The following is a 19,278-nucleotide window of genomic DNA, read 5'->3' as shown; positions in this document are numbered from 1 at the left end:
GGCTGAGCCTAGCTCAGAGTGCGTCACGACTCGATCGCACGTTCGTATCCAGTAGTTCCCGCAGGCGCGCGCCCATCCGGTCCCAGCGCCACTGCTGCTGCACCCAGGCGCGGCCGGCTTCGCCCATGCGAGCGGCGGCATCGCGGTCGGCGAGAATCTCGACGATGGCGTCGGTGATGTCTTCGACCGAGCGGCCGTTGACGACCCGGCCGGTCTCGCCTTCCTTGACCGTCTCGGGCGCGCCGCCCGAATTGCCCGCTACCACCGGCACACCGGAGGCGGAGGCCTCCAGGTAGACGATGCCGAGACCCTCGACGTCCAAGCCGAAACCGCGGGTACGGCAGGGCATGGCGAACACATCGGCGAGGGTGTGGTGTGCGGCCAGTTCCTGGGACGGCACGCGCCCGGTGAAGACGACATCGTCGGTGACGCCCAAGGCCTCGGCGAGCTGGTGCAGCTTCTGCTCGTACGGCCCGCCGCCCGCGATCACCAGCACCGCGCCGTCGACGCGTTTGCGAATCTCCGGCATGGCCATGATCAGCATGTCCTGTCCCTTGCGCGGCACCAGCCGCGACAGGCACAGAATTGTGGGCCGATCCCCCAGCCCGTACCGTTCGCGCAGCTCGGCGCGCGCCGCCGGATCCGGCTTGAACACCTCGGAATCCACGGCGGGCGGCAGGTATTCGAGCGCGGCCTGCGCCCCGAACGCCGCCGAGAACCGCCGCCGCGTGTACTTGCTGACATAGGTGACCACATCGGTGTTGTCCCCGATCACCCGCAATGCCTGCCGCGCCCCCGGCAGCATCGACCACCCCACCTCGTGCCCGTGGGTCGAGGCCACGATCCGCTCCGCCCCCGCCTTGCGCAGCAGCGGCGACATCAGGGCCAGTGGCGCCGCCGCCCCGAACCACACCCGATCACACTGCTCGTCCCGCAACAGCTTCGCCGCCCGCCGCACCACCAGCGGTGTGGGCAGCATCAACGTGGTCGGATGCCGCACCACCTGAAACGGCTGCTCGGCATCGAACTTCCAGTGCGAATCTCCCCGCCACCGCGGCGCGTAGACCACCAGCTCATCGGCCGGCATCTGCATGGCCAGCGCATGCAGATAGGACTGGATACCTCCCGGTCGCGGCGGGAAATCATTGGTAACCAGCAGAGTTCGCCCCATGCCCCAAACCTACTGCACCCCGGCTCACGGGAACGGCACGGGCACATCCGGCAGTCGGCCGCCGTCGCGGCCGAGCAGGCGGGCATCGATCAGCATGCCGTCGACGGCGGCCCGCAGCTGACGGCGCAGCAGCGGCCGGGTCGGCGCCGGATCCACGAATCCGAGCGTGCACACGCGCCGCAATGATCGCTCGAGGTCGCGCGCCTGCTCCGGCGATCCGGATATCGACGCCTTCCTCTGCCTGTTCACACACTATGGCTCGCACCCGGCTGCGGCGGATGGTTCGGTCAGGCGCCCTCGGTGGTGCGGGAGGTGATCCAGGACCGCCAGTCGGTGAGGAATGTCCGGTAATCGGTGCCGAGGGTCTGCCGGAGCAGGGTTTCGGTGGCGGGCTGGTCCTTCGGGCCGGTGGCCAGCTGCCGGTAGAGGGTGACCAGTTTCGGTTCGCCGAAGCGGTCGGCAATGAAGGCGCAGGCCGACCACGCCTGTTCGTAGGCGGCGGCCGCTTCGCCGCTGGCGGGTTCGAAGAGCGCGTCGGCGGGGAGGTCTGCGGGAAGGTTGCCGGAGCGGGCCCGGGTGGTCAGGGCGGGGGCGATGTCGGCGATCGGGCGGTGGGCGCCGCGGTGGGCGGAGTACTCGGCGAAGCCCTCGAGCATCCATTGCGGCGAGCCGTCGACGGTGACCGCGCGGGCGGCAATGTGGGTGAGTTCGTGGCGGAGCACCGATTTCAACCCCTCCGCGCCGAGGCGGCGACCCGCTTCCGGGCCGAAGACGACGCGCTGGCCGGTCGGCCGAGTGCCCGGGTGGAAGGCGTCGGACACCGTGGAGGCGGCGACCTCGGCCGGGACCAGATCGGTGGAGTTGGTGAGGGCGGCGAATTCGGCGGGGCCGGAGGCGACCACCACGACGGGGGCCTGCGACCAGTCGGTCCCCCACAGGGAGCTGACCGCCAGTGTCGCGGAGGCGAGTTCGCTCGAAAGGATGTCGATATCGTTCTGGCGGGCCGGGTGTCCGAGGACGATGCCGACCTTTCCGGCGCCGGTCGCCACCGGTTCGGCGACCACCTTGCCGTAGGAGTCCATGAGTTGGTGCAGCTTGGCGACCTGCGGATCCGAGGCATTCAGGGCGCTGGTGTCGCTACCCGGCACCACCGCCCGAATCTTCGGCAGCACCGAATTGGGCACCATGAGCAGCGCGCCGCAGGCGGCGGTCAGCGCGGCCACCATGACGACGGTGAGGCAGAACTGGAATCGGCGCTTCGCCGCCAGCCAGCCGCGCACCTGCCGCAGCGCGCTCATCGCGGGCTCGCCGTGCGTATCGGGGCTTGGTTCGGCACGAGTGCGAACCCTACGCGCTCGCACCGCCCACCCCCGCGACGTCCCGCCCCCGCATGGTCCGCGTTCACGACCGCCTCCTTCGCACCGGAACCGTCCGCACGGCGCTCAGCCGCGGAGCGCCGCGCGTCGTGCGCGCCGCGGCCACCGTCGCGGGGTGGCTCGCGGTGTAGCCGAAACCAATCGGCGAGGCGAGCGTGGCGCTCACACCTGCCTCCTACCGTTCGGGCCACCCATACGGCCGGATCAATACCGTCGCGCCGAGTGGAACGGGGTGGTCCCCATCGGCGCGACCTGGACGGGGACGCCGAAGGTCGAGGCATGCAGCATCAACCCGTTGCCGGCGTAGATGCCCACGTGCGACACCTCGGGGTAGAAGAAGACGACATCGCCGGGCTGCAGGTCCTTTTCGGCGACCGGGGTGCCGAAATTCGACTGCTGCTGGCTGGTGCGCGGCACGCTCTTGCCGACCTGTTTGAACGCCCACTGCACGAGGCCGGAGCAGTCGAACTGGTCGGGGCCGGTCGCGCCCCACACATACGGGTCGCCGATGCGGGTGAGTCCGGCGGCCAGGGCGCTGGTGCCGCTGCCGGGGACGAGGCCGCGCAGCAGGGTCTCGCTGTCGAAGCCGGGCGGGAAGGCCGATCCGGCCAGCGCGGCCTTGTCGCCGGCCGACAGCTGGCCCCAGGCGGCGACCACGCCGGCAATGGAGCCCTGCAGTTCGGACCGCTTGTGTTCGAGGTCGGTGCGCAGTGCGTCGGCGGCCGCGCTGGCGGCCTGGGCCGCATCGGCGGCGGTGCGGGCGGTGGATTCGGCGGCGGCGGCCGCATCACTGGCCTGTTTGTACTGGCTCAGTTGATCATTCGTGCGCGCGCCGACCAGATCCACAATGGACATCTGATCCAGCAGCTGCTGCGGCGAGCTGCTGACCAGCAGCGAGGTGAGCCGGTTGGTGCGGCCGGAGAGCAGGGCGGAGGTGGCGGCGCGGTCGATGGCCGGGCGGAAGCGATCGATCTCGGCGCGGGCGGCGGTGAGCACGCCGGCGGCGTCCACGGCCACCTGGTGCGCGGCCTGCGCGGCGGCGATCTTGTTGTCCAGATCGATCTGTGCGTTGAGCGCCTGCTGGTTGAGCTGTTCGGAGGCCCGCGACAGGTCCATGAGTCGCTGCACCGCTTCCCCGGCTGTCGCCGGTGCGGCGACCGGGTCGGCGGTCGCGGGTCCGATGCCGTAGGAGCCGATCATGATGGCCCCTACCGCGAGTGCCCCACCCACCAGTCGTTTCGTGCGATACACCTGATGCGCTGCCACCGTCGGCTGTGTCCCGTTCTCTTGCCCCGAGCTGGAAAGGAAGGTCTCGAACAGATTACGAAACGGCGACCGCTGATGTCCAGTAGGACACGGAATCATTACGGCCGCCGCTTCGATCGCAGGTCAGCGACCTGCGGATGTCGTATCAGACGCGCACGGCGCCCGCGAACGGCATCGAGGAGATGGACGCGACCTGGACCGGCTGACCGGAGGTGGACGCGTGCACGACCTCGCCGTTGCCGACGTACATGCCCGAGTGGCCGCCGCCGTAGAACGACACGATGTCGCCCGGCTGCAGCTGATCCATCGACACCGGGGTGCCGGAGCTGAGCTGCTCGTAGCTGGTGCGCGGAATGCTCACGCCCGCCTGGGCGTAGGACCACTGCATGAGGCCGGAGCAGTCGAAGGCGTTGGGGCCGGTGGCGCCGTAGACGTACGGCGAGCCGATGCGGCTCATGGCGGCGTCGACGGCCTGCTGGTGGACGTCGACCTGCGGGGCCGGCGCGGGGGCGCCCGGGGTCTCGACGCCCGGGATGGCCGGGATCTGCACCGGAAGCGATTCCGGGACACCGGGAATGCCGGCGGGGAGCTGGATCTGGTCCGGCACCTCGAAGGTGCCGACGCCGGGGATGGTCACCGGCTGCGCCGATGCGGGTGCGGCGGGCAGCAGCAGCGCGCTCAGCGTGGCAGCGCCGACGGCTCCGGCCGCGACGGCCCGCTGCGCACCGCGCTGCATGCCCCGGACCTGTCGCTTGACGGTGTTGCTCATGGTGAGGAACTTCCAATCTGCCCCGCGACGCCGCACCGGTTTGGTGGGTCGGACTCCGCGAGGTCTCAGGAAGATTACGAGCACATAACGGTGCCTTGTAAAGCCGCGACCAACGTTCGGCGGCTCGAAATTGTTAGCAGTCACCATTTCGGTGCGATAAAAGTCACAGCAATCACGAAACGATAACTGTGATCGTTTTTCGGGGAGCTTCCGAGCCGCTACCCACGAGTAGTGAACCGGCCCGAAAGGCCCCTCCTTGCAGGAGGGATACAGCATAATTGCAGGTCAGAGCCCGACGCTGTGACCTGGGCGGACGCCACGCCGATGCGCGACGCGCCCGACCGCGTGATAGCGACGCAGCATCCTCGCCAAGCCGCCGCGGACCAACCGGCACGTCCCCGGAAATTCATGCGCGAAATGAATTAGTGTGACGCTGGTCACAAAGTCGCATATTTGCGCAATTCGGGGATTTCATCTCGAGAAGCTCGATGGGAAATTCAGACATTTCGCCGGTTCGGAATTGTATTGGCACGCAGCCGATTCGGGGCATTTCGGGCCATCTGCGCAGGTAGAGCGTCCAGACCCCTAGCACGGGCACCTGATCCCAGCCTGAGTGTCGTACCCCCGGCCTACGCTTGCTGCCCGTGTCCGGACAGCTGGCCTTCGACGAACTCGAAACACCGCTCTATGACACGACGTTCGTGGTCGTCGACCTCGAAACCACTGGTACGAGCCCCGACGGCGACGCCATCACCGAGATCGGCGCGGTCAAGGTGCGCGGCGGCGAGGTGCTCGGCGAGTTCGCCACCCTGATCAATCCCGGCCGGTCGATCCCCCCGCAGATCGTCCAGATCACCGGCATCACCACCGCCATGGTCTACGACGCCCCGCGCATCGAGCAGGTGCTGCCCGGATTCCTGGAGTTCGCCTCGGGCTGTGTCCTGGTCGCGCACAATGCCCGCTTCGATACGGGCTTCCTGCGCGCCGCCGCGACCCGCTGCGAGCTGCCCTGGCCCGCCTTCCAGGTGCTGTGCACCGTACAGCTGGCCCGCCGCGTCCTCGGCAAGGACGAGGCCCCCTCGGCACGGCTGTCCTTCCTGGCCGAACTCCTCGGCGCGGAAACCCGCCCCACCCACCGCGCCCTCGACGATGCCCGCGCCACCGTGGATGTCCTGCACGCCCTCATCGCCCGCGTGGGCAATCAGGGCGTGCACAGTCTCACCGAGCTCATGGACTACCTCCCCGAGGTCACCCGCCGCCAGCGCGCCAAACGCGTCATGGCCGCGGACCTCCCGTCCACCCCCGGCGTCTACCTCTTCCGCGGTCCCTCCGACGAGGTCCTCTACATCGGCACCGCGGTCAACCTCCGCCGCCGCGTCCGCACCTACTTCACCGGTTCCGACACCCGCCCGCGCATGCGCGAAATGGTCCAGCTGGCAACCCGGGTCGATCACGTCGAGTGCTCCCATGCCCTCGAGGCCGGCGTCCGCGAACTCCGCCTCCTCCTCGCGCACACCCCGCCCTACAACCGCCGCTCCAAATTCCCCCAGCGCGCCTGGTGGCTCACCCTCACCGACGAGCCCTTCCCCCGCTTCGCCGTCTCCCGCACCCCCACCCGCGATTGCCTGGGCCCCTTCACCTCTCGCACCGACGCCCAGGAGATCGCCGCCACCATCGCCGACCACTCCGGCCTCCGCACCTGCACCACCCGTATCCCCAGAACCGGCCACCACGATTGCCAGCCCGCCATAGTCGGCGGTTGCCCCGCAGCCGCCCAAAACAGCCCCCTATATATAAAGGAATACGCACCGGCCCCCGCAGCGGTCCGCGCCTTGTTCTCCGGAAGCTCCGACGCGATCCTGCACACCATGGTGGTTCGAATCGAATCCCACTCCACCGCAGAACATTTCGAAGCCGCCGCCCGCCTCCGCGACCGCACCATCACCGTCGTCCGCGCCCTCCGCCGCACCCAACGCCTCACCGCCCTCGCCCGCATCCCCGAACTGATAGCCGCCCACCCCGACGGCTCCGGTGGCTGGCAGTTCGCGGTTATCCGCCACGCCCGCCTCGCCGCCGCCGGCACCGCCCCCCGAGGCATCTCCCCCATGGCCGTCGTAGACCGCCTCGCCGCCTCCGCCGAAACCGTCATCCCACCCCGCCTCACCACCCCCACCCCGAACGACGAATCCCCCTATCCCCCGCTGCGCGGCGCCCTCCCCGAAGAGGCCGGCCTCCTCGTCCGCTGGCTCGAACAACCGGGCACCCGGATCGTCCGCACCACCGACGGCTACCACGAACCACGATCGGGAGCGGGTTCCTGGCTGGCCTGGCTGGAGCGCGCCGAAGCCGCCGCAGCGGCGGAATCACACCTCCGATAGCCGGCAGTACGAGACCGCGCGTGCGCGCACGCAGCGGCGCTGACGGCTTCGGCTGTTCCTGTTCCAGGATGTCGAAAGGGATGGTCGCTTCGACGGGCTCATCGAGCAGCAGCACACGCCGATGTACGGTGTGCGCAGTACCGGCGGCCGGACCATTCCGAGGTCACTTCCACCACCAGCAGGATGTGGCAACGGCCCCGATGCCGTTTCGCTGGAACGGGGAAGGCCCCGAGTCGAATTCGACTCGGGGCCTTCCCTTGTGACGTTCGCGCGAGCTCAGTGGCCGTGCTTGCCTGCTCCGCTGTCCTGGGCGGCTTCCAGGGCGGCGAGCATGTCGTGCTCTTCCTGGTGGGCGAGTTCGGCGTTCTGCTCGACCTCGGTGGGCGGGTCGGCCCGGAGGAAGGAGCCGGAGCCGGGCTTGCCGGCCGAGCCCAGCTTGGACATCTTCTTGGGCACCGGGGCGCCCTGGTACTCCAGCGGGATCGGGTGGCCGTGCGAGTCGACCGGGCCGAGGGGCTGGTGCACCTCGATGTACTCACCGTGCGGCAGGCGCTTGATGACACCGGTCTCGACGCCGTGCTCGAGCACCGCGCGGTCGGACCGCTGCAGGCCGATGCAGAAGCGGTAGGCCACGAAGTACGCCAGCGGCGGGGCGACCAGCAGCGCGATGCGGAAGAACCAGGTCGTCGCGTTCAGCGAGATCGAGAACTTCAGCGCGATGATGTCGTTGACACAGGCCAGGGTCAGCACCAGGTAGAAGGCGATCGACATGGCGCCGATGGCCGTCCGGACCGGCACGTCGCGCGGACGCTGCAGCAGGTTGTGACGCGCGGTGTCGCCGGTGAGCTTCTTCTCGATCCACGGGTAGGCGATCAGGACCGTGAAGACCAGGCCCATGATGAGCGCCACCCAGAACACGGCCGGAACCGTGTAGCGGCCCAGGTAGAGCTCCCACGGCGGCATGAGTCGCGCCATGCCGTCGGTCCACATCATGTAGAAGTCCGGCTGCGAGCCCGCGGAGACCTGAGACGGGTTGTAGGGACCCAGGTTCCAGATCGGGTTGATCTGCAGCACGCCGCCCATCATGGCAATGACGCCGAGGGTGAAGGCGAAGAACGCACCCTGGTCGGCGGCGAACACCGGCACGATGCGCGCGCCCACCACATTGGTTTCCTTGCGGCCCGGACCGGGGAACTGGGTGTGCTTCTGGTACCAGACGATCGCCACGTGCGCCGCGATGAGCGCCAGCATGATGCCCGGGAAGAGCAGCACGTGCGCGATGTACAGGCGCGGGATGATGATCGTGCCCGGGAAGTCACCGCCGAACATGAGCCAGTGAATCCAGGTGCCCACCACCGGAACACCGATGGTGATGCCCGAGAAGGCCGCGCGCAGACCGGTACCGGAGAGCAGGTCGTCCGGCAGCGAGTAACCGAAGAAGCCCTCGAACATGGCCAGGATGAGCAGCAGCGAGCCGATCACCCAGTTCGCCTCACGCGGCTTGCGGAACGCGCCGGTGAAGAAGATGCGGAACAGGTGAATGATGATCGACGCCGCGAACAGCAGCGCCGCCCAGTGGTGCACCTGGCGCACGAACAGGCCGCCGCGCACCTCGAAGGAGATGTTCAGCGCGGTCTCGTACGCCTTCGACATGGTCACGCCGCGCAGGGGCTGGTAGGCGCCCTGGTAGACGGTCTCCGACATGGAGGGGTCGAAGTACAGCGTCAGGTACACACCCGACAGCAGCAGGATGATGAAGCAGTACAGCGCGATCTCACCGAGCAGGAACGACCAGTGGGTCGGGAAGACCTTGTTGATCGATCGCTTCAGGAACGCCGCGGCGTGGTACCGCTCGTCGATCTCGTTGGCCTGTGCGGCCGCTTTGCTAGGGCTCATGAACGACGCTCCCAGAAGGCCGGGCCGAGGGGCTCGATGAAGTCGTGTACGGCGACCAGGTAGCCCTCGGCGTTGACGGTGATCGGCAGCTGCGGCAGCGCGCGAGCGGCGGGACCGAAGACCGGCTTACCCCATTCGGTCGCCAGGAACTGCGACTGGTGGCAGGGGCAGAGGATCCGGTTGGTCTGCTGCTCGAACAGCGAGGTGGGGCAGCCCAGGTGGGTGCAGATCTTCGAGTAGGCGAAGTAGTCGCCGTAGTTGAAGCTCTCCTGGCCCTTGCGCTTGATGGCCTTCTCGGCATCCTCGGTCCGCAGGCGGATCAGCATGACCGCGTTGCGGATACCGCGCAGCGACTGGAAGGTCGCGTGCTCGTCGCCGCGCCACTCTTCCTTCCAGGGGAAGACGGTTTCCATCGCGCCGGCGTCGAGATCCTCCGGGCGCACCAGGACGATGTCCTCGGGGCGGCCGGTGTCGCGGCGCAGGTAGATGGTCTGGCCCGGGTAGTCCGGGGTCCAGCCGGAGACCCACAGCGGCGACTTGTCGCCCTTGGCCCACGGGTTCTTGACCATGCCGCCGACGAACACGAACAGCGCGCCGACGCCGAGCAGGCCGGCGCCCAGGCCCGCGGTGCGGGTGATCAGCTTGCGGCGGCCGAGCGTGGAGGTGTCCAGCGCGTCGGTCAGCTCGGCGACCAGGGTGCGGCGGTTGGTCTCGGAGGACTTGCCGTCGTGGCGGTCCTGGATGGAGATCTCGGCCGGGATGAACTTCTTGCGGATCAGCACCACGGCGATGCCGATGGCCAGCACCGAGATGCCCAGGGTGAGGCCGTACAGCGGGGTGGTCAGCGTGTAGGCGGCGTTGCCGTCCTCGCCGCGGCCCTTGTACTCCCAGGGCCAGAACAGGAACACGCCGATGAGCGCGGCGGCCGCGAGCGCGGAGATGCCGAACCACATCGCCACCTGACGCTCGGCCCGCTTCTCGGCCCGGGTGCCCGGAATCGGCCAGCGCGGCGCGCGGTAGGCGACGTCCACGCCGTCGAGCTCGGTACCGAGCTTGACGAGCTCGTCGCGCGACATGGCGTCGAGCTGCTCCTCGGTGAGGTTGTCCGGGTTGGGGCTGTCCCCCATCTTCTTAAGCTCCTGTTCGCTCATGACCGGGAACCGATCCACATGGCCGAACCGACCAGTGCCACGATGCCGACCAGCCAGACCGCGAGGCCCTCGGTGGCGGGACCGAAGCCGCCCAGGCCCCAGCCGCCCTCGGACTTGGTCTCCATCCGGTCCTTGATGTAGGCGACGATGTCCTTCTTCTCCTCCGGCGTCAGCTGCCGGTCGGAGAACTTCGGCATGTTCTGCGGGCCGGTGAGCATGGCCAGGTAGATCTGCTGCTCGCTCGCCGGCTCCAGCGGCGGGGCGAACTTACCGGAGGACAGCGCGCCGCCCTTGCCGGTGAAGTTGTGGCAGGAGGCGCAGTTCATGCGGAACAGCTCGCCGCCGCGGCCCAGATCGGCGCCCTCGATGAGGGACTGCTCGGCGATCTCGCCGTTCGCGTCGCGCACCACGGTCGGACCGCCGCCCTGGGACTGGATGTAGGCGCCGAGGGCATCGGTCTGGTGGGCGTCGAACTTCGGGGGCTTGCGCATGATCTGCGCTTCGTTGCGGACGGCCGGCATGCGACCCGACGACACCTGGAAGTAGACCGCGGCCTCACCGACGCCGATCAGGCTGGGGCCGCGATCCGCGACGCCCTGCAGGTTGGCGCCGTGGCAGGTGACGCAGGAGGTGTCGTAGATCTGCTTGCCCTCGCGGATCAGCGCGGACTCGTCCTGGTTCGCCGTGGCGACCTGCGCCTGCGGGGTCAGGGCGGCGGCCGCGAAGCCGGCTCCGACGAGGCCCATCAGGAGAACCATTGCCCCGGCGAAACGCCGACGCAGGCGGCGCTGCTTGCGCGTCTTGGTGGCCTTGCCGATCCCTTCGGGATCTGGCACTGACGGGGGAGATGAACTCATCTGTGTCCCTTTGGAGTAGACGGAACCGACTTGTACAAGAGTTTGGGTGCCGGCGGCGGGCTGGGCCGCGGCGGTCCGGGCTAGCGGACGAAGTAGATCGTGGCGAAGAGCCCGATCCAGACGATGTCGACGAAGTGCCAGTAGTAGGAGACGACGATCGCCGCGGTGGCCTGCGCGGGGGTGAACTTGCTGAGCGTGGTGCGGATCAGCAGGAACACGAAGGCGATGAGACCGCCGATGACGTGCAGGCCGTGGAAGCCGGTCGTGATGTAGAAGACCGAGCCGTAGACGCTGCTGGAGATCGAGGTGCCCTCGTGCACGAGGTTGTAGTACTCGTAGCCCTGACCGCCGACGAAGAACGCGCCCATGAGCAGCGTGATGAAGTACCAGCGGCGCAGGCCGAAGACATCACCCTTCTCCGCGGCGAAGACGCCCATCTGGCAGGTGAAGGAGGATGCGACCAGCACGGCGGTCACCGGTACGGCGAGCTTCATGTTCAGCTCGGTCGGCTCCGGCGGCCAGTTGCCATGGGCCTGCGCGCGAGCGACGAAGTACATGGCGAACAGGCCGGCGAAGAACATCAGCTCGCTCGACAGCCAGATGATGGTACCGACGCTGACCATGTTGGGCCGGTTCAGCGAGTGCACACGCTGAGTAATGGCCGATCCTGGGGTCCCTACTGCGGTCGTCACGCCGGTAAGTATGACTTGTCGTAGTACGACAGGAGTAGCCGGGTACGAAACTTCGTCGTTCGTGTCGGAAACCGCAGGGCGAGCGCGCGTCTCGGAGGGGGCCCGGCGTGTCACGGAGCAGCCTAGATTGCCCAGGTAAGAGAATGCTGAGCCGCTGTGGAGGCGAATATGGAAGCGACATCGTGGTGGCGGCGGCTGCGGCGGCGCACCGCGCCAAGGGAACTGGATCCCGGGCGTGGCGATCTGGTGGTGGTGGCGTCGAGTTTCGATGACGCCGAAGCCTGTTCGGCCGCCTTGGCCAGGGCCGATGGGTGGATCGCGGAACAACCCGCGGTACTGCGCCATCACCTGCGTCTACCCGCGGCGCAGGTGAATGCGGTGCAAATCATCGCCGCGCAGGATGGCTATCAGACCAGTTCGGTGGATGAATCGGACCCGGCCCTGCTGATCTTGCATCGAGTGCAGATTCTGGACGCCCTGCACTGTTCGCAGGAGCGCGCACGCATGGCGGGCCTGGCCCAGCGCCACGACGGCGACGCGCTCGGCTGGGAGGCGCTGCAGCCGAAGCCGCTATAACTAGGGGGCAAGAAATCGTTGCTCCGCACTAGGCTTGTCCGATAACACCGGCGTAAGGACAATCACGAGTCCGCGGGGGTTCGGGGGCGAAGCCCCTGAGAGTCCCCGAGAGTTGGGCCGATACGAAAGAGATGAATCATGGGCGCGCGCAGCTGGAGGGAAATCCTCGGCATCCTCACCGACGGCAACGGTTTGTCCGAGGACGAGGCCGCGTGGGCCATGAACGAGATCTTCACCGATAACGCGACCTCGGCGCAGATCGCCGCGTTCGGCGTCGCCATGAAGATGAAGGGCCCGACCGCCACGGAGCTGGCGGGCCTGGCTTCCGGGATGCTCTCCCATGCCCGCCGCGTGCAGTACGACGGCGCTGCCGTGGATATCGTCGGCACCGGCGGCGACCGCTCCGGCACCGTGAACATCTCCACCATGTCCTCGATCGTGGTGGCCGCCACCGGGATTCCCGTGGTCAAGCACGGCAACCGGGCAGCCTCCTCGAAGAGCGGCGGCGCGGACGTCCTCGAGGCGCTGGGCGTGAAGATCGCCCTCGGCCCCGAATCGGTCGCCAAATGCGTCCGTCAGCTGGGCATCGGCTTCTGTTTCGCCCCGGTCTTCCACCCGTCGCTGCGTTTCGCCGGTCCGGCCCGCAGCGAGATCGGCATTCCGACGGTCTTCAATATCCTGGGCCCGCTGACCAACCCGGCCCAGCCCAAGGCGGGCCTCATCGGCTGCGCCTTCGCCGACCTGCTGCCGGTCATCGCGGGCGCGTTCACCGATCGCGGGGCCTCCGCCCTGATCGTGCGGGGCAATGACGGCCTGGACGAGATCACCACGGCCAGCACCACCGACGCCTGGGTGGTGTGCGGCGGTCAGCGCTACGAAACCACCATCGACCCAACCAAACTCGGCATCGAGCGGGTGGAGCCCGCGGCCCTGCAGGGCGGCGACGCGGCCATGAACGCCGTCATCGCCCGCAATATGCTGGCCGGCGAGCCGGGCCCGGTCCGGGACGCGGTGCTGCTCAATTCCGCCGCCGCGGTCGTCGCCTTCGAATTGGTCCCCGAGCACGTGTCGGGCGATATCCACGACAAGCTGGGCGCGGCCCTCGAGCGTGTCGCCGCCGCCATCGATACCGGTGCGGCCGCCGATCTGCTCGACCGCTGGGCCGCCCTCACCAACGAGCTCGGTTCGGACTGACCGCTGCACCGGCCGCTAGCCATACCGGGCGGCCGGTTCCCTCCCTCGGGTGGGATACTGACCTCCGCGCCACAGTTTCGGCTCTGATCAGGCAGTTTCCCTCGACCTAGGGAGTACAGCGTGAAGCGATACGGACTGATCCTGCCCGGCCTGCTCACCCTGGCCATCGCGCTGGCCGCCCCCGCGGCCGCCGCGCCCGGCACCATCACGGTCAACGGCATGGACTGGATCGACCCAGCGGGCTGCGTCAATGTCGTCCCCACGGGCATGAACCTGGAGGTCCACAACGACACCTCCGGCGCGGTCACCGTCTACACCCACGCCGACTGCCAGGGCGACGCCACCGGCACGGTCGACCAGGGTTCGACGAACACCTTCTACGGCGCGTCGGTCATGGCGCCCTGACGACCGGTCGGCCGGCTACTCGCCGATCGAGAAGCCGGCCTCGACATCCGCGCGCGAGTACGACTTGAACGCGATGTGCGTGTCGGTGCGCACCACGCCCTTGGTCTTGTTGATCCGCCCGGTCACCACCTTGGCGATCTCCTCGTGATCGCGCACCTTCACGATGGCGATCAGATCCACGTCCCCCGCGCACGAATACACCTCGCCCACGCCGTCGATATCGGCCAATTCCTGGGCGGTCTCGGGAATCCGGTCGGACTCGGCGTGAATCAGCACGATCGCGGTAATCATGCGCCCAACTCTAAGTGATCACCGTCCGCCGCACGCCGTCCCCGCCGATCCGACCTGGACAACAGCCCGATAGACCGAGCCCGCCAGTCGATTCTCCGGCGGCGACATCTTTTCCGAATTCCTGTACCGGCCGGTAGGTCACGAGTGATCATGAGGGAGCAAGATTGTGAAACACCACGCCTTCAGTGCGTGATTGTCAGGGGGTTTCCAATGCCCGCTCCGCATCCGGCCGTTCCCGCCCTCCGCCACTTCAGTCGAAACATCGCCCGATTCGCCGTCCGCACCCTGCTGGCCGGCGCCACCGTCACCGTCCTGGCCCTCGGCGCCGCGCCCGCGCACGCCGAACCGGCCGACCCCGTGGAAGGCATCACCACCGAGGTGATGTCGATGATCAACTCGGTCACCACCTTCCGGCTACCCGGCCTGGACCTGCCCGCCCTCTTCAGCCCGAGAACCGCCATCGTGGTCCTCGGCTACGGCCTCGAACCCGACGGCGAGATGCGCCCCGAACTCGTCAACCGGCTCTACGCCGGCTACGTCTCGGCCCTGCTCTCCCCCGCCGCCCCGGTCATCGTCACCGGCGGCAATCCGGTCAATGGCATTACCGAAGCCCAGGCCATGGCCGACTGGCTGATCGAGCGCGGCATCGAAGCGCACCGCATCTTCACCGAGACACAAGCGAATTCGACGGTCCAGAACGCCGCGTTCTCGGCACAGCTGATGGAGGCCATCGGCACGCACACGGCGATTCTCATTACCTCCGCCGATCACATCGCCCGCGCGCTGAGCAACTTCCACGCGGCCGGAATCTCGGTGGTGGCCACCATGACTCCCGATCACACGCCGCTGTCCGCAGAACCGTTCGGCCCCGGCGAGTAAGCGCGCAGACCGAAGTCCCACCCGCCGGAATGACGAGGAGAATCCTCAGGCCAAGTAGCGGGCGAGGCTCTCGGCGACACAGGCGATTCGGGTTTCGCCGTCGATCTCGACCTCGAGGGTGACCTTGCGCTCGGCCTGCACTCCGTCGCGAACATCGGTCACCGCGTTCAGCTCGACCCGGGCGCGCAGGCGACTGCCGACCGGGACCGGGTTGATGAAGCGAACCTTGTTGAGCCCGTAGTTGATTGCCATGCGCGCGCAGCTGACCGTCGCGACCTGCGCGGTCAGCGGCACCATCAGCGACAGGGTCAGGAACCCGTGGGCGATGGTGCGCCCGTAGGGTCCCGCCGCCGCCCGCTCCCGGTCGACGTGGATCCACTGATGGTCGCCGGTGGCCTCGGCGAACCGGTCGATGCGGTCCTGGTCGATCGTGATCCAGTCGCTGACACCGATTTCGGTGCCGACGGCCGCGCGCAGGGCGTCGAAGTCGGTGAAGTCGATCATGGGAGGCTCCCGGTCAGAGGCGGCGGCCGCCGTCGACGTAGATGGTCTGGCCGGTTACGAAGGAGGCGTCGGCGGACACCAGGAACGAGACCACATTGGCGATGTCCTCGGGCTTGCCGACCCGGCGCAGCGGGGTGATCTCGGCGGCCTTGGTGCGGAATTCCTCGGGGCTGACGCCGACCCGGGCGGCGGTGGCATCGGTCATCTCGGTGACGATGAAGCCGGGGGCGACGGCATTGACATTGATGCCGTAGGGGCCGAGTTCGATGGCGAGAGTGCGGGTGAAGCCCTGGATGCCCATCTTGGCCGCGGAGTAGTTGGCCTGCCCGCGGCTGCCGAGCGCGGAGACGCTGGAGGTGTTCACGATCTTGCCGGACTTCTGCTTCACCATGTGCCGCTGGGCGGCGCGGCTGCACAGGAACGCGCCCTTGAGGTGGACGTTCATGACGATGTCCCAGTCGTCGGCGGACATCTTGAACAGCAGGTTGTCGCGCAGCACGCCGGCATTGTTGACCAGCACGTCGATCGAACCCAGTTCCGCCGCAACGTTATCGATGGCGGCGTCGACCTGGGCCTCGTCGGTGACATTGCAGCCCACCGCGATCGCCTTGCCGCCGGCGGCGACAATGGCCTCGACGGTGTCCTTGCAGGCGGCCTCGTCGAGATCGGCGACGGCGACGGTGAAGCCGTCGGCGGCCAGCCGGGCCGCGGTGGCGGCGCCGATGCCGCGGGCCGAACCGGTCACGAAGGCAACATTGGTCATGTGAATCTCCTTGTCAGAGGATGGCGTTCACGCCGGTCAGGGCGCGGCCGATGAGCAGTTTCTGGATCTGGCTGGTGCCCTCGTAGAGGGTGAGCACGCGCGCGTCGCGCAGGTATTTGGCGACAGGATATTCGTCGATGTAGCCGTATCCGCCGAATACCTGGATGGCATTGTTGGCGGCCTGCACCGCGGCCTCGCTGGCGAAAAGTTTGGCGACCGAGGCCTCGGTGCCGAAGGGCTTGCCGCGCTCGATGAGATCGGCCACCCGCCAGGTGAGCAGGCGCGCGGCCTCCACCTCGACGGCGATATCGGCGATGAGTTCCTGGACCAGCTGGTAGGAGGCGATGGGCTTGCCGAACTGCTCGCGTTCGGCAGCGTATTTCACCGCGGCCTCCAGGCAGCCGCGGGCGACGCCGACACACCCGGCGGCCACGCCCATGCGGCCCTTGTCGAGGGCGGCCATGGCGATCTTGAAGCCCTGGCCCTCGTCGCCGAGGCGCGCGGTATCGGGGACGCGGACCCGATCGAGGACCAGTTCGGCGGTCGCCTGACCGCGCAGGCCGAGCTTGCCCTTGATCTCGGTGCGCGTGAATCCCGGTGCGGCCGTGGGCACCAGGAAGGCGGTCACGCCCTTGGGCCCCGGCCCGCCGGTGCGGGCGAAGACGAGCGCCACATCGGCCCAGGTGCCATTGGTGATGAACATCTTGGTGCCGGTCAGCAGCCAGTCGTCCCCATCGCGCACGGCCTTGGTGACGAGGCTCCCGGCATCGGACCCGGTCCCGGGTTCGGTGAGCCCGAAGCAGCCGAGCGCTTCCCCGGAACACAAGCGCGGCAACCATTCCCGCTGCTGTGCCGCGCTGCCGTAGGTCTTGATCGATTTGCCGACCAGTCCGAGCGAGACCGAGACGATGCCGCGCACCGAGCTGTCGCCGCGCCCGAGTTCCTCCAGGACGATGCAGTAGTCCAGGGCGGTGCCGCCGGATCCGCCGTACTCCTCGGGGATCTCGATGCCGAGGAATCCCATCGCGCCGAGTTTGCCCACGATGGCGGTGTCCACCGATTCCGCCCGGTCCCAGGCGGCGGCGTGCGGCACCACCTCTTTGTCCACCCAGTCCCGGGCGAGGTCACGCAGTTCCCGCTGTGCCTCGCCGAGTTCGAAGTCCACGAACGCTCCTAACCGAACGTTGTTAGGTTTATGCCCCGAAGGTAACCTAACGATGTTCGGTTTTTCAAGAGCCCGCAGGAGGTGAGCCGATGCCCAGGCCGAGGGTGCCGCTGCTGAGTCGTGACCGCATTCGCGACGCGGCGCTGGCGCTGATCGATCAGGACGGGTTGTCGGCGCTGTCCATGCGCAAGCTGGCCGCGGATCTGGGGGTGCAGGCAGCCTCGCTGTACGGCCACTACCCGACCAAGGACGAGCTGCTCGACGACATCGCCCAGCACATCATGGCGCGCGTGGATGTCTCCGCGTTCGAGCGCGGGGATTGGCGGCAGGCGCTCATCGACTGGGCGCGGTCCTATCGGAACGCCCTGGTCGCACATCCCAATTTCGTGCCGTATCTGTCCACCGGCCCGGGTAAGCGCGATGAGCATCTGCGCTTCGCGGACGCCGTGCACGGCGGGCTGGTGGGCGCGGGCTGGCCGCCGCGCGAGGCCACCATGATCGGCGCTGCCACCCGGTATCTGGTGATGGGCGCGACGATCGGCTCGTTCTCCAGGGGGTTCGTCGACGACGTGCAGGTCTATCGCGACCGCTATCCGCACTTGGATCAAGCGCATCTGCTGCGCGCCAAGGCGGACGAAATCGATTCCGAGAGTTTCGAATTGGCGTTGACCGCCTTCACCGACGGGCTGCGGCTGCGCTATGAGGCGCTGCCGCAGCGCCGCCGGTAGGGCTCAGGAGAGCCCGAATTCCGACCTGACGCGGTCTTCGGTGAGACCGTAGTCGGTGAGCGAATAGCGGTGCGCCGGTTTGCGATCGCCGCTCTTGCTCTCCTCGTCCAGTGCGAGCATGGCCGCGCGGGCGGGCTCGGTGAACTCGAGACCGAACTGGCCGTAGATCTTCTCGACCGTGCCCATGGGATCGGCGCGCAGGTCCTCGAATTGGATGTCCAGGAACTGGTTCGGGTTGTAGCGCGCCCTTGCCGTGTTGAACTCGCGCAGTCCCCGCGACCACAGCTCCAGCTGGGTCTCGCCGATCTTCTCCCGGGTGAAGGTGGTCGACCAGCCGCGGGCGGCGTGCTCGGACAGGCTGCACGAGGAGCCGACGATGGTGACCGGATCGCGGTGGGTCTGGATGATCAGCGCGTCCGGGTACACGCTCATGAGCGCGTCGAGGGCGAACAGGTGGCTGGGGTTCTTGAGCACCCAGCGGCGGCTGTCGCCGAGCCCGATGAGTTTCAGGTTCCGGCGGTGCCGCACATAGGCATTGGTCCAGTCCTGCTCTCGCAGCCACTGCGAGTAGGTCGGCAGGTAGGCCAGGGATTCGTAGGAGATGGACTTGACGGTCTGCCGCAGCAGCTGCCAGCACTCCTCCACATCGGCCGCGCTCATGTAGTGCAGGCCCATGAATTCCGGATTCTCGACGCGGTGCTGCGCGAATCCGGCGTCGATCTGCTGATAGACCGGGTTCTGCGCCCAGGTGTCGCGCGGCGGGCGCGGCTGCGGGAATTCGGCCAGCCACATCTCCAGGGCTTGATGCCGCGGGTCGGCGGCGAGCAGGCGGTGCAGGGCGGTGGTGCCGGTGCGCGGCAGTCCGGTCACGAAAATGGGCCGGTCGACCGGAGTTTCGGCGTGGCCGGGATGAGCCTTCCAGGAGGCCTCGCTCAGCGCCCGGGCCACCAGCGCGCCGCGCAGGAAGTAGCGGCTCATCTTGGAGCCGAGTTCGGTGAGCCCGGCATCGCGCTGATAGGACTCCAGCAGGACGCCGAGCGCCTCGCGGTAGTCGTCCGGACCGAAGTCGTCCAGCCCGCTGACCTTGGTGGCCGAGGCGTGCAGATCCTCGACGGTGCCGACGTTTGTGCGTCCGCTCATGGGTAACTCCTTGTGGTGAGCGGGGATCCTGGCGACTTCGGCCTCCCGTTGGGCCGGCACCCCATGGATCCCCGCTC

Annotated in this window: 20 protein-coding genes; 6 read left to right on the top strand and 14 right to left on the bottom strand. The window is 68.1% G+C overall.

The window, feature by feature from the left end; genetic code table 11:
- Positions 1-13: 13 nt before the first annotated feature.
- The 5 genes from ACFVIV_RS34380 to ACFVIV_RS34360 form a co-directional block, all read right to left on the bottom strand.
- Positions 14-1,171, bottom strand: coding sequence for a glycosyltransferase family 4 protein (locus ACFVIV_RS34380; protein ID WP_379203705.1), 1,158 nt, complete (start codon positions 1,169-1,171; stop codon positions 14-16).
- A 24-nt stretch (positions 1,172-1,195) separates the two neighbouring features.
- Complete coding sequence (locus tag ACFVIV_RS34375; RefSeq protein WP_379203703.1) at positions 1,196-1,420, bottom strand: hypothetical protein; 225 nt, start codon at positions 1,418-1,420, stop codon at positions 1,196-1,198.
- Between the two features lie 38 nt (positions 1,421-1,458).
- Entirely contained in the window at positions 1,459-2,469 is a 1,011-nt protein-coding gene (locus tag ACFVIV_RS34370) for a hypothetical protein (RefSeq protein WP_379203701.1), read from the bottom strand.
- A 282-nt stretch (positions 2,470-2,751) separates the two neighbouring features.
- Positions 2,752-3,813, bottom strand: a complete 1,062-nt coding sequence (locus ACFVIV_RS34365) for an NlpC/P60 family protein (protein ID WP_379203699.1) — start codon at positions 3,811-3,813, stop codon at positions 2,752-2,754.
- A gap of 145 nt (positions 3,814-3,958) precedes the next feature.
- Complete coding sequence (locus ACFVIV_RS34360; RefSeq protein ID WP_379203697.1) at positions 3,959-4,582, bottom strand: C40 family peptidase; 624 nt, start codon at positions 4,580-4,582, stop codon at positions 3,959-3,961.
- A gap of 644 nt (positions 4,583-5,226) precedes the next feature.
- On the opposite strand from ACFVIV_RS34360, the gene ACFVIV_RS34355 reads away from it, so the two are divergent.
- Positions 5,227-6,960 carry a DEDD exonuclease domain-containing protein gene (locus ACFVIV_RS34355; RefSeq protein WP_379203695.1) on the top strand — a complete coding sequence of 578 codons (1,734 nt, stop codon included), beginning with the start codon at positions 5,227-5,229 and terminating at the stop codon, positions 6,958-6,960.
- 276 nt (positions 6,961-7,236) lie between these two features.
- Here ACFVIV_RS34355 and ACFVIV_RS34350 read toward each other — a convergent pair whose 3' ends face one another.
- The 4 genes from ACFVIV_RS34350 to ACFVIV_RS34335 all read right to left on the bottom strand — a co-directional run bounded on the left by ACFVIV_RS34350 (position 7,237) and on the right by ACFVIV_RS34335 (position 11,556).
- Positions 7,237-8,856, bottom strand: a complete 1,620-nt coding sequence (locus ACFVIV_RS34350; RefSeq protein ID WP_379203694.1) for a cytochrome bc complex cytochrome b subunit — start codon at positions 8,854-8,856, stop codon at positions 7,237-7,239.
- Positions 8,853-10,007 carry a ubiquinol-cytochrome c reductase iron-sulfur subunit gene (locus tag ACFVIV_RS34345; RefSeq protein ID WP_379203691.1) on the bottom strand — a complete coding sequence of 385 codons (1,155 nt, stop codon included), beginning with the start codon at positions 10,005-10,007 and terminating at the stop codon, positions 8,853-8,855. Before ACFVIV_RS34345 ends, ACFVIV_RS34350 begins: the two co-directional genes overlap by 4 nt.
- A complete protein-coding gene (locus tag ACFVIV_RS34340; RefSeq protein ID WP_379203688.1) occupies positions 10,004-10,864 on the bottom strand; it encodes a c-type cytochrome in 861 nt (286 codons plus the stop codon). The genes ACFVIV_RS34345 and ACFVIV_RS34340 overlap by 4 nt, the downstream gene beginning before the upstream one ends.
- 80 nt (positions 10,865-10,944) lie before the next feature.
- Positions 10,945-11,556 carry a heme-copper oxidase subunit III gene (locus ACFVIV_RS34335; RefSeq protein ID WP_067547297.1) on the bottom strand — a complete coding sequence of 204 codons (612 nt, stop codon included), beginning with the start codon at positions 11,554-11,556 and terminating at the stop codon, positions 10,945-10,947.
- A 168-nt stretch (positions 11,557-11,724) separates the two neighbouring features.
- Here ACFVIV_RS34335 and ACFVIV_RS34330 point away from each other — a divergent pair, with 168 nt between their 5' ends.
- The 3 genes from ACFVIV_RS34330 (at position 11,725) to ACFVIV_RS34320 (ending at position 13,731) form a co-directional block, all read left to right on the top strand.
- A complete protein-coding gene (locus tag ACFVIV_RS34330; protein ID WP_379203686.1) occupies positions 11,725-12,132 on the top strand; it encodes a hypothetical protein in 408 nt (135 codons plus the stop codon).
- Between the two features lie 138 nt (positions 12,133-12,270).
- Complete coding sequence (trpD, locus tag ACFVIV_RS34325) at positions 12,271-13,326, top strand: anthranilate phosphoribosyltransferase (protein WP_379203684.1); 1,056 nt, start codon at positions 12,271-12,273, stop codon at positions 13,324-13,326.
- 120 nt (positions 13,327-13,446) lie between these two features.
- Positions 13,447-13,731 carry a hypothetical protein gene (locus ACFVIV_RS34320; protein WP_379203682.1) on the top strand — a complete coding sequence of 95 codons (285 nt, stop codon included), beginning with the start codon at positions 13,447-13,449 and terminating at the stop codon, positions 13,729-13,731.
- Positions 13,732-13,746: 15 nt separating this feature from the next.
- Here the strand turns inward: ACFVIV_RS34320 and ACFVIV_RS34315 are convergent, their stop codons facing one another.
- The gene (locus ACFVIV_RS34315) at positions 13,747-14,022 is read right to left on the bottom strand and encodes an Lrp/AsnC family transcriptional regulator (RefSeq protein ID WP_379203680.1); all 276 of its coding nucleotides are present in this window, start codon (positions 14,020-14,022) and stop codon (positions 13,747-13,749) included.
- Between the two features lie 210 nt (positions 14,023-14,232).
- On the opposite strand from ACFVIV_RS34315, the gene ACFVIV_RS34310 reads away from it, so the two are divergent.
- Positions 14,233-14,901 carry a YdcF family protein gene (locus ACFVIV_RS34310; protein ID WP_379203678.1) on the top strand — a complete coding sequence of 223 codons (669 nt, stop codon included), beginning with the start codon at positions 14,233-14,235 and terminating at the stop codon, positions 14,899-14,901.
- Between the two features lie 45 nt (positions 14,902-14,946).
- Here the strand turns inward: ACFVIV_RS34310 and ACFVIV_RS34305 are convergent, their stop codons facing one another.
- The 3 genes from ACFVIV_RS34305 to ACFVIV_RS34295 are packed head-to-tail and all read right to left on the bottom strand — an operon-like array spanning position 14,947 to position 17,333.
- Positions 14,947-15,405, bottom strand: a complete 459-nt coding sequence (locus tag ACFVIV_RS34305; RefSeq protein ID WP_379203676.1) for a MaoC family dehydratase — start codon at positions 15,403-15,405, stop codon at positions 14,947-14,949.
- 13 nt (positions 15,406-15,418) lie between these two features.
- Complete coding sequence (gene fabG, locus ACFVIV_RS34300; RefSeq protein ID WP_379203674.1) at positions 15,419-16,168, bottom strand: 3-oxoacyl-ACP reductase FabG; 750 nt, start codon at positions 16,166-16,168, stop codon at positions 15,419-15,421.
- A gap of 13 nt (positions 16,169-16,181) precedes the next feature.
- The gene (locus ACFVIV_RS34295; RefSeq protein WP_379203672.1) at positions 16,182-17,333 is read right to left on the bottom strand and encodes an acyl-CoA dehydrogenase family protein; all 1,152 of its coding nucleotides are present in this window, start codon (positions 17,331-17,333) and stop codon (positions 16,182-16,184) included.
- A gap of 89 nt (positions 17,334-17,422) precedes the next feature.
- Here ACFVIV_RS34295 and ACFVIV_RS34290 point away from each other — a divergent pair, with 89 nt between their 5' ends.
- Complete coding sequence (locus ACFVIV_RS34290; RefSeq protein ID WP_379203670.1) at positions 17,423-18,061, top strand: TetR/AcrR family transcriptional regulator; 639 nt, start codon at positions 17,423-17,425, stop codon at positions 18,059-18,061.
- Positions 18,062-18,064: 3 nt separating this feature from the next.
- On the opposite strand, the gene ACFVIV_RS34285 is transcribed toward ACFVIV_RS34290, so the two are convergent.
- Positions 18,065-19,201, bottom strand: coding sequence for a sulfotransferase family protein (locus ACFVIV_RS34285; RefSeq protein WP_379203668.1), 1,137 nt, complete (start codon positions 19,199-19,201; stop codon positions 18,065-18,067).
- Between the last annotated feature and the right edge of the window lie 77 nt (positions 19,202-19,278).

This window comes from Nocardia sp. NPDC127526 (assembly GCF_042672265.1).
Classification (GTDB): Bacteria; Actinomycetota; Actinomycetes; order Mycobacteriales; family Mycobacteriaceae; genus Nocardia.
Note: the sequence above shows the minus strand (reverse complement) of the source record. Positions and strands in the feature narration are given on the sequence as shown.

Bases quoted from the DNA above. Each gene is read 5' to 3' on its own strand.
- ACFVIV_RS34380 (WP_379203705.1), bottom strand. From the start codon at position 1,171: ATGGGGCGAACTCTGCTGGTTACCAATGATTTCCCGCCGCGACCGGGA.
- ACFVIV_RS34370 (WP_379203701.1), bottom strand. From the start codon at position 2,469: ATGAGCGCGCTGCGGCAGGTGCGCGGCTGGCTGGCGGCGAAGCGCCGA.
- ACFVIV_RS34360 (WP_379203697.1), bottom strand. From the start codon at position 4,582: ATGAGCAACACCGTCAAGCGACAGGTCCGGGGCATGCAGCGCGGTGCG.
- ACFVIV_RS34350 (WP_379203694.1), bottom strand. From the start codon at position 8,856: ATGAGCCCTAGCAAAGCGGCCGCACAGGCCAACGAGATCGACGAGCGG.
- ACFVIV_RS34345 (WP_379203691.1), bottom strand. From the start codon at position 10,007: ATGAGCGAACAGGAGCTTAAGAAGATGGGGGACAGCCCCAACCCGGAC.
- ACFVIV_RS34340 (WP_379203688.1), bottom strand. From the start codon at position 10,864: ATGAGTTCATCTCCCCCGTCAGTGCCAGATCCCGAAGGGATCGGCAAG.
- ACFVIV_RS34330 (WP_379203686.1), top strand. From the start codon at position 11,725: ATGGAAGCGACATCGTGGTGGCGGCGGCTGCGGCGGCGCACCGCGCCA.
- trpD (WP_379203684.1), top strand. From the start codon at position 12,271: ATGGGCGCGCGCAGCTGGAGGGAAATCCTCGGCATCCTCACCGACGGC.
- ACFVIV_RS34315 (WP_379203680.1), bottom strand. From the start codon at position 14,022: ATGATTACCGCGATCGTGCTGATTCACGCCGAGTCCGACCGGATTCCC.
- ACFVIV_RS34310 (WP_379203678.1), top strand. From the start codon at position 14,233: ATGCCCGCTCCGCATCCGGCCGTTCCCGCCCTCCGCCACTTCAGTCGA.
- ACFVIV_RS34305 (WP_379203676.1), bottom strand. From the start codon at position 15,405: ATGATCGACTTCACCGACTTCGACGCCCTGCGCGCGGCCGTCGGCACC.
- fabG (WP_379203674.1), bottom strand. From the start codon at position 16,168: ATGACCAATGTTGCCTTCGTGACCGGTTCGGCCCGCGGCATCGGCGCC.
- ACFVIV_RS34290 (WP_379203670.1), top strand. From the start codon at position 17,423: ATGCCCAGGCCGAGGGTGCCGCTGCTGAGTCGTGACCGCATTCGCGAC.
- ACFVIV_RS34285 (WP_379203668.1), bottom strand. From the start codon at position 19,201: ATGAGCGGACGCACAAACGTCGGCACCGTCGAGGATCTGCACGCCTCG.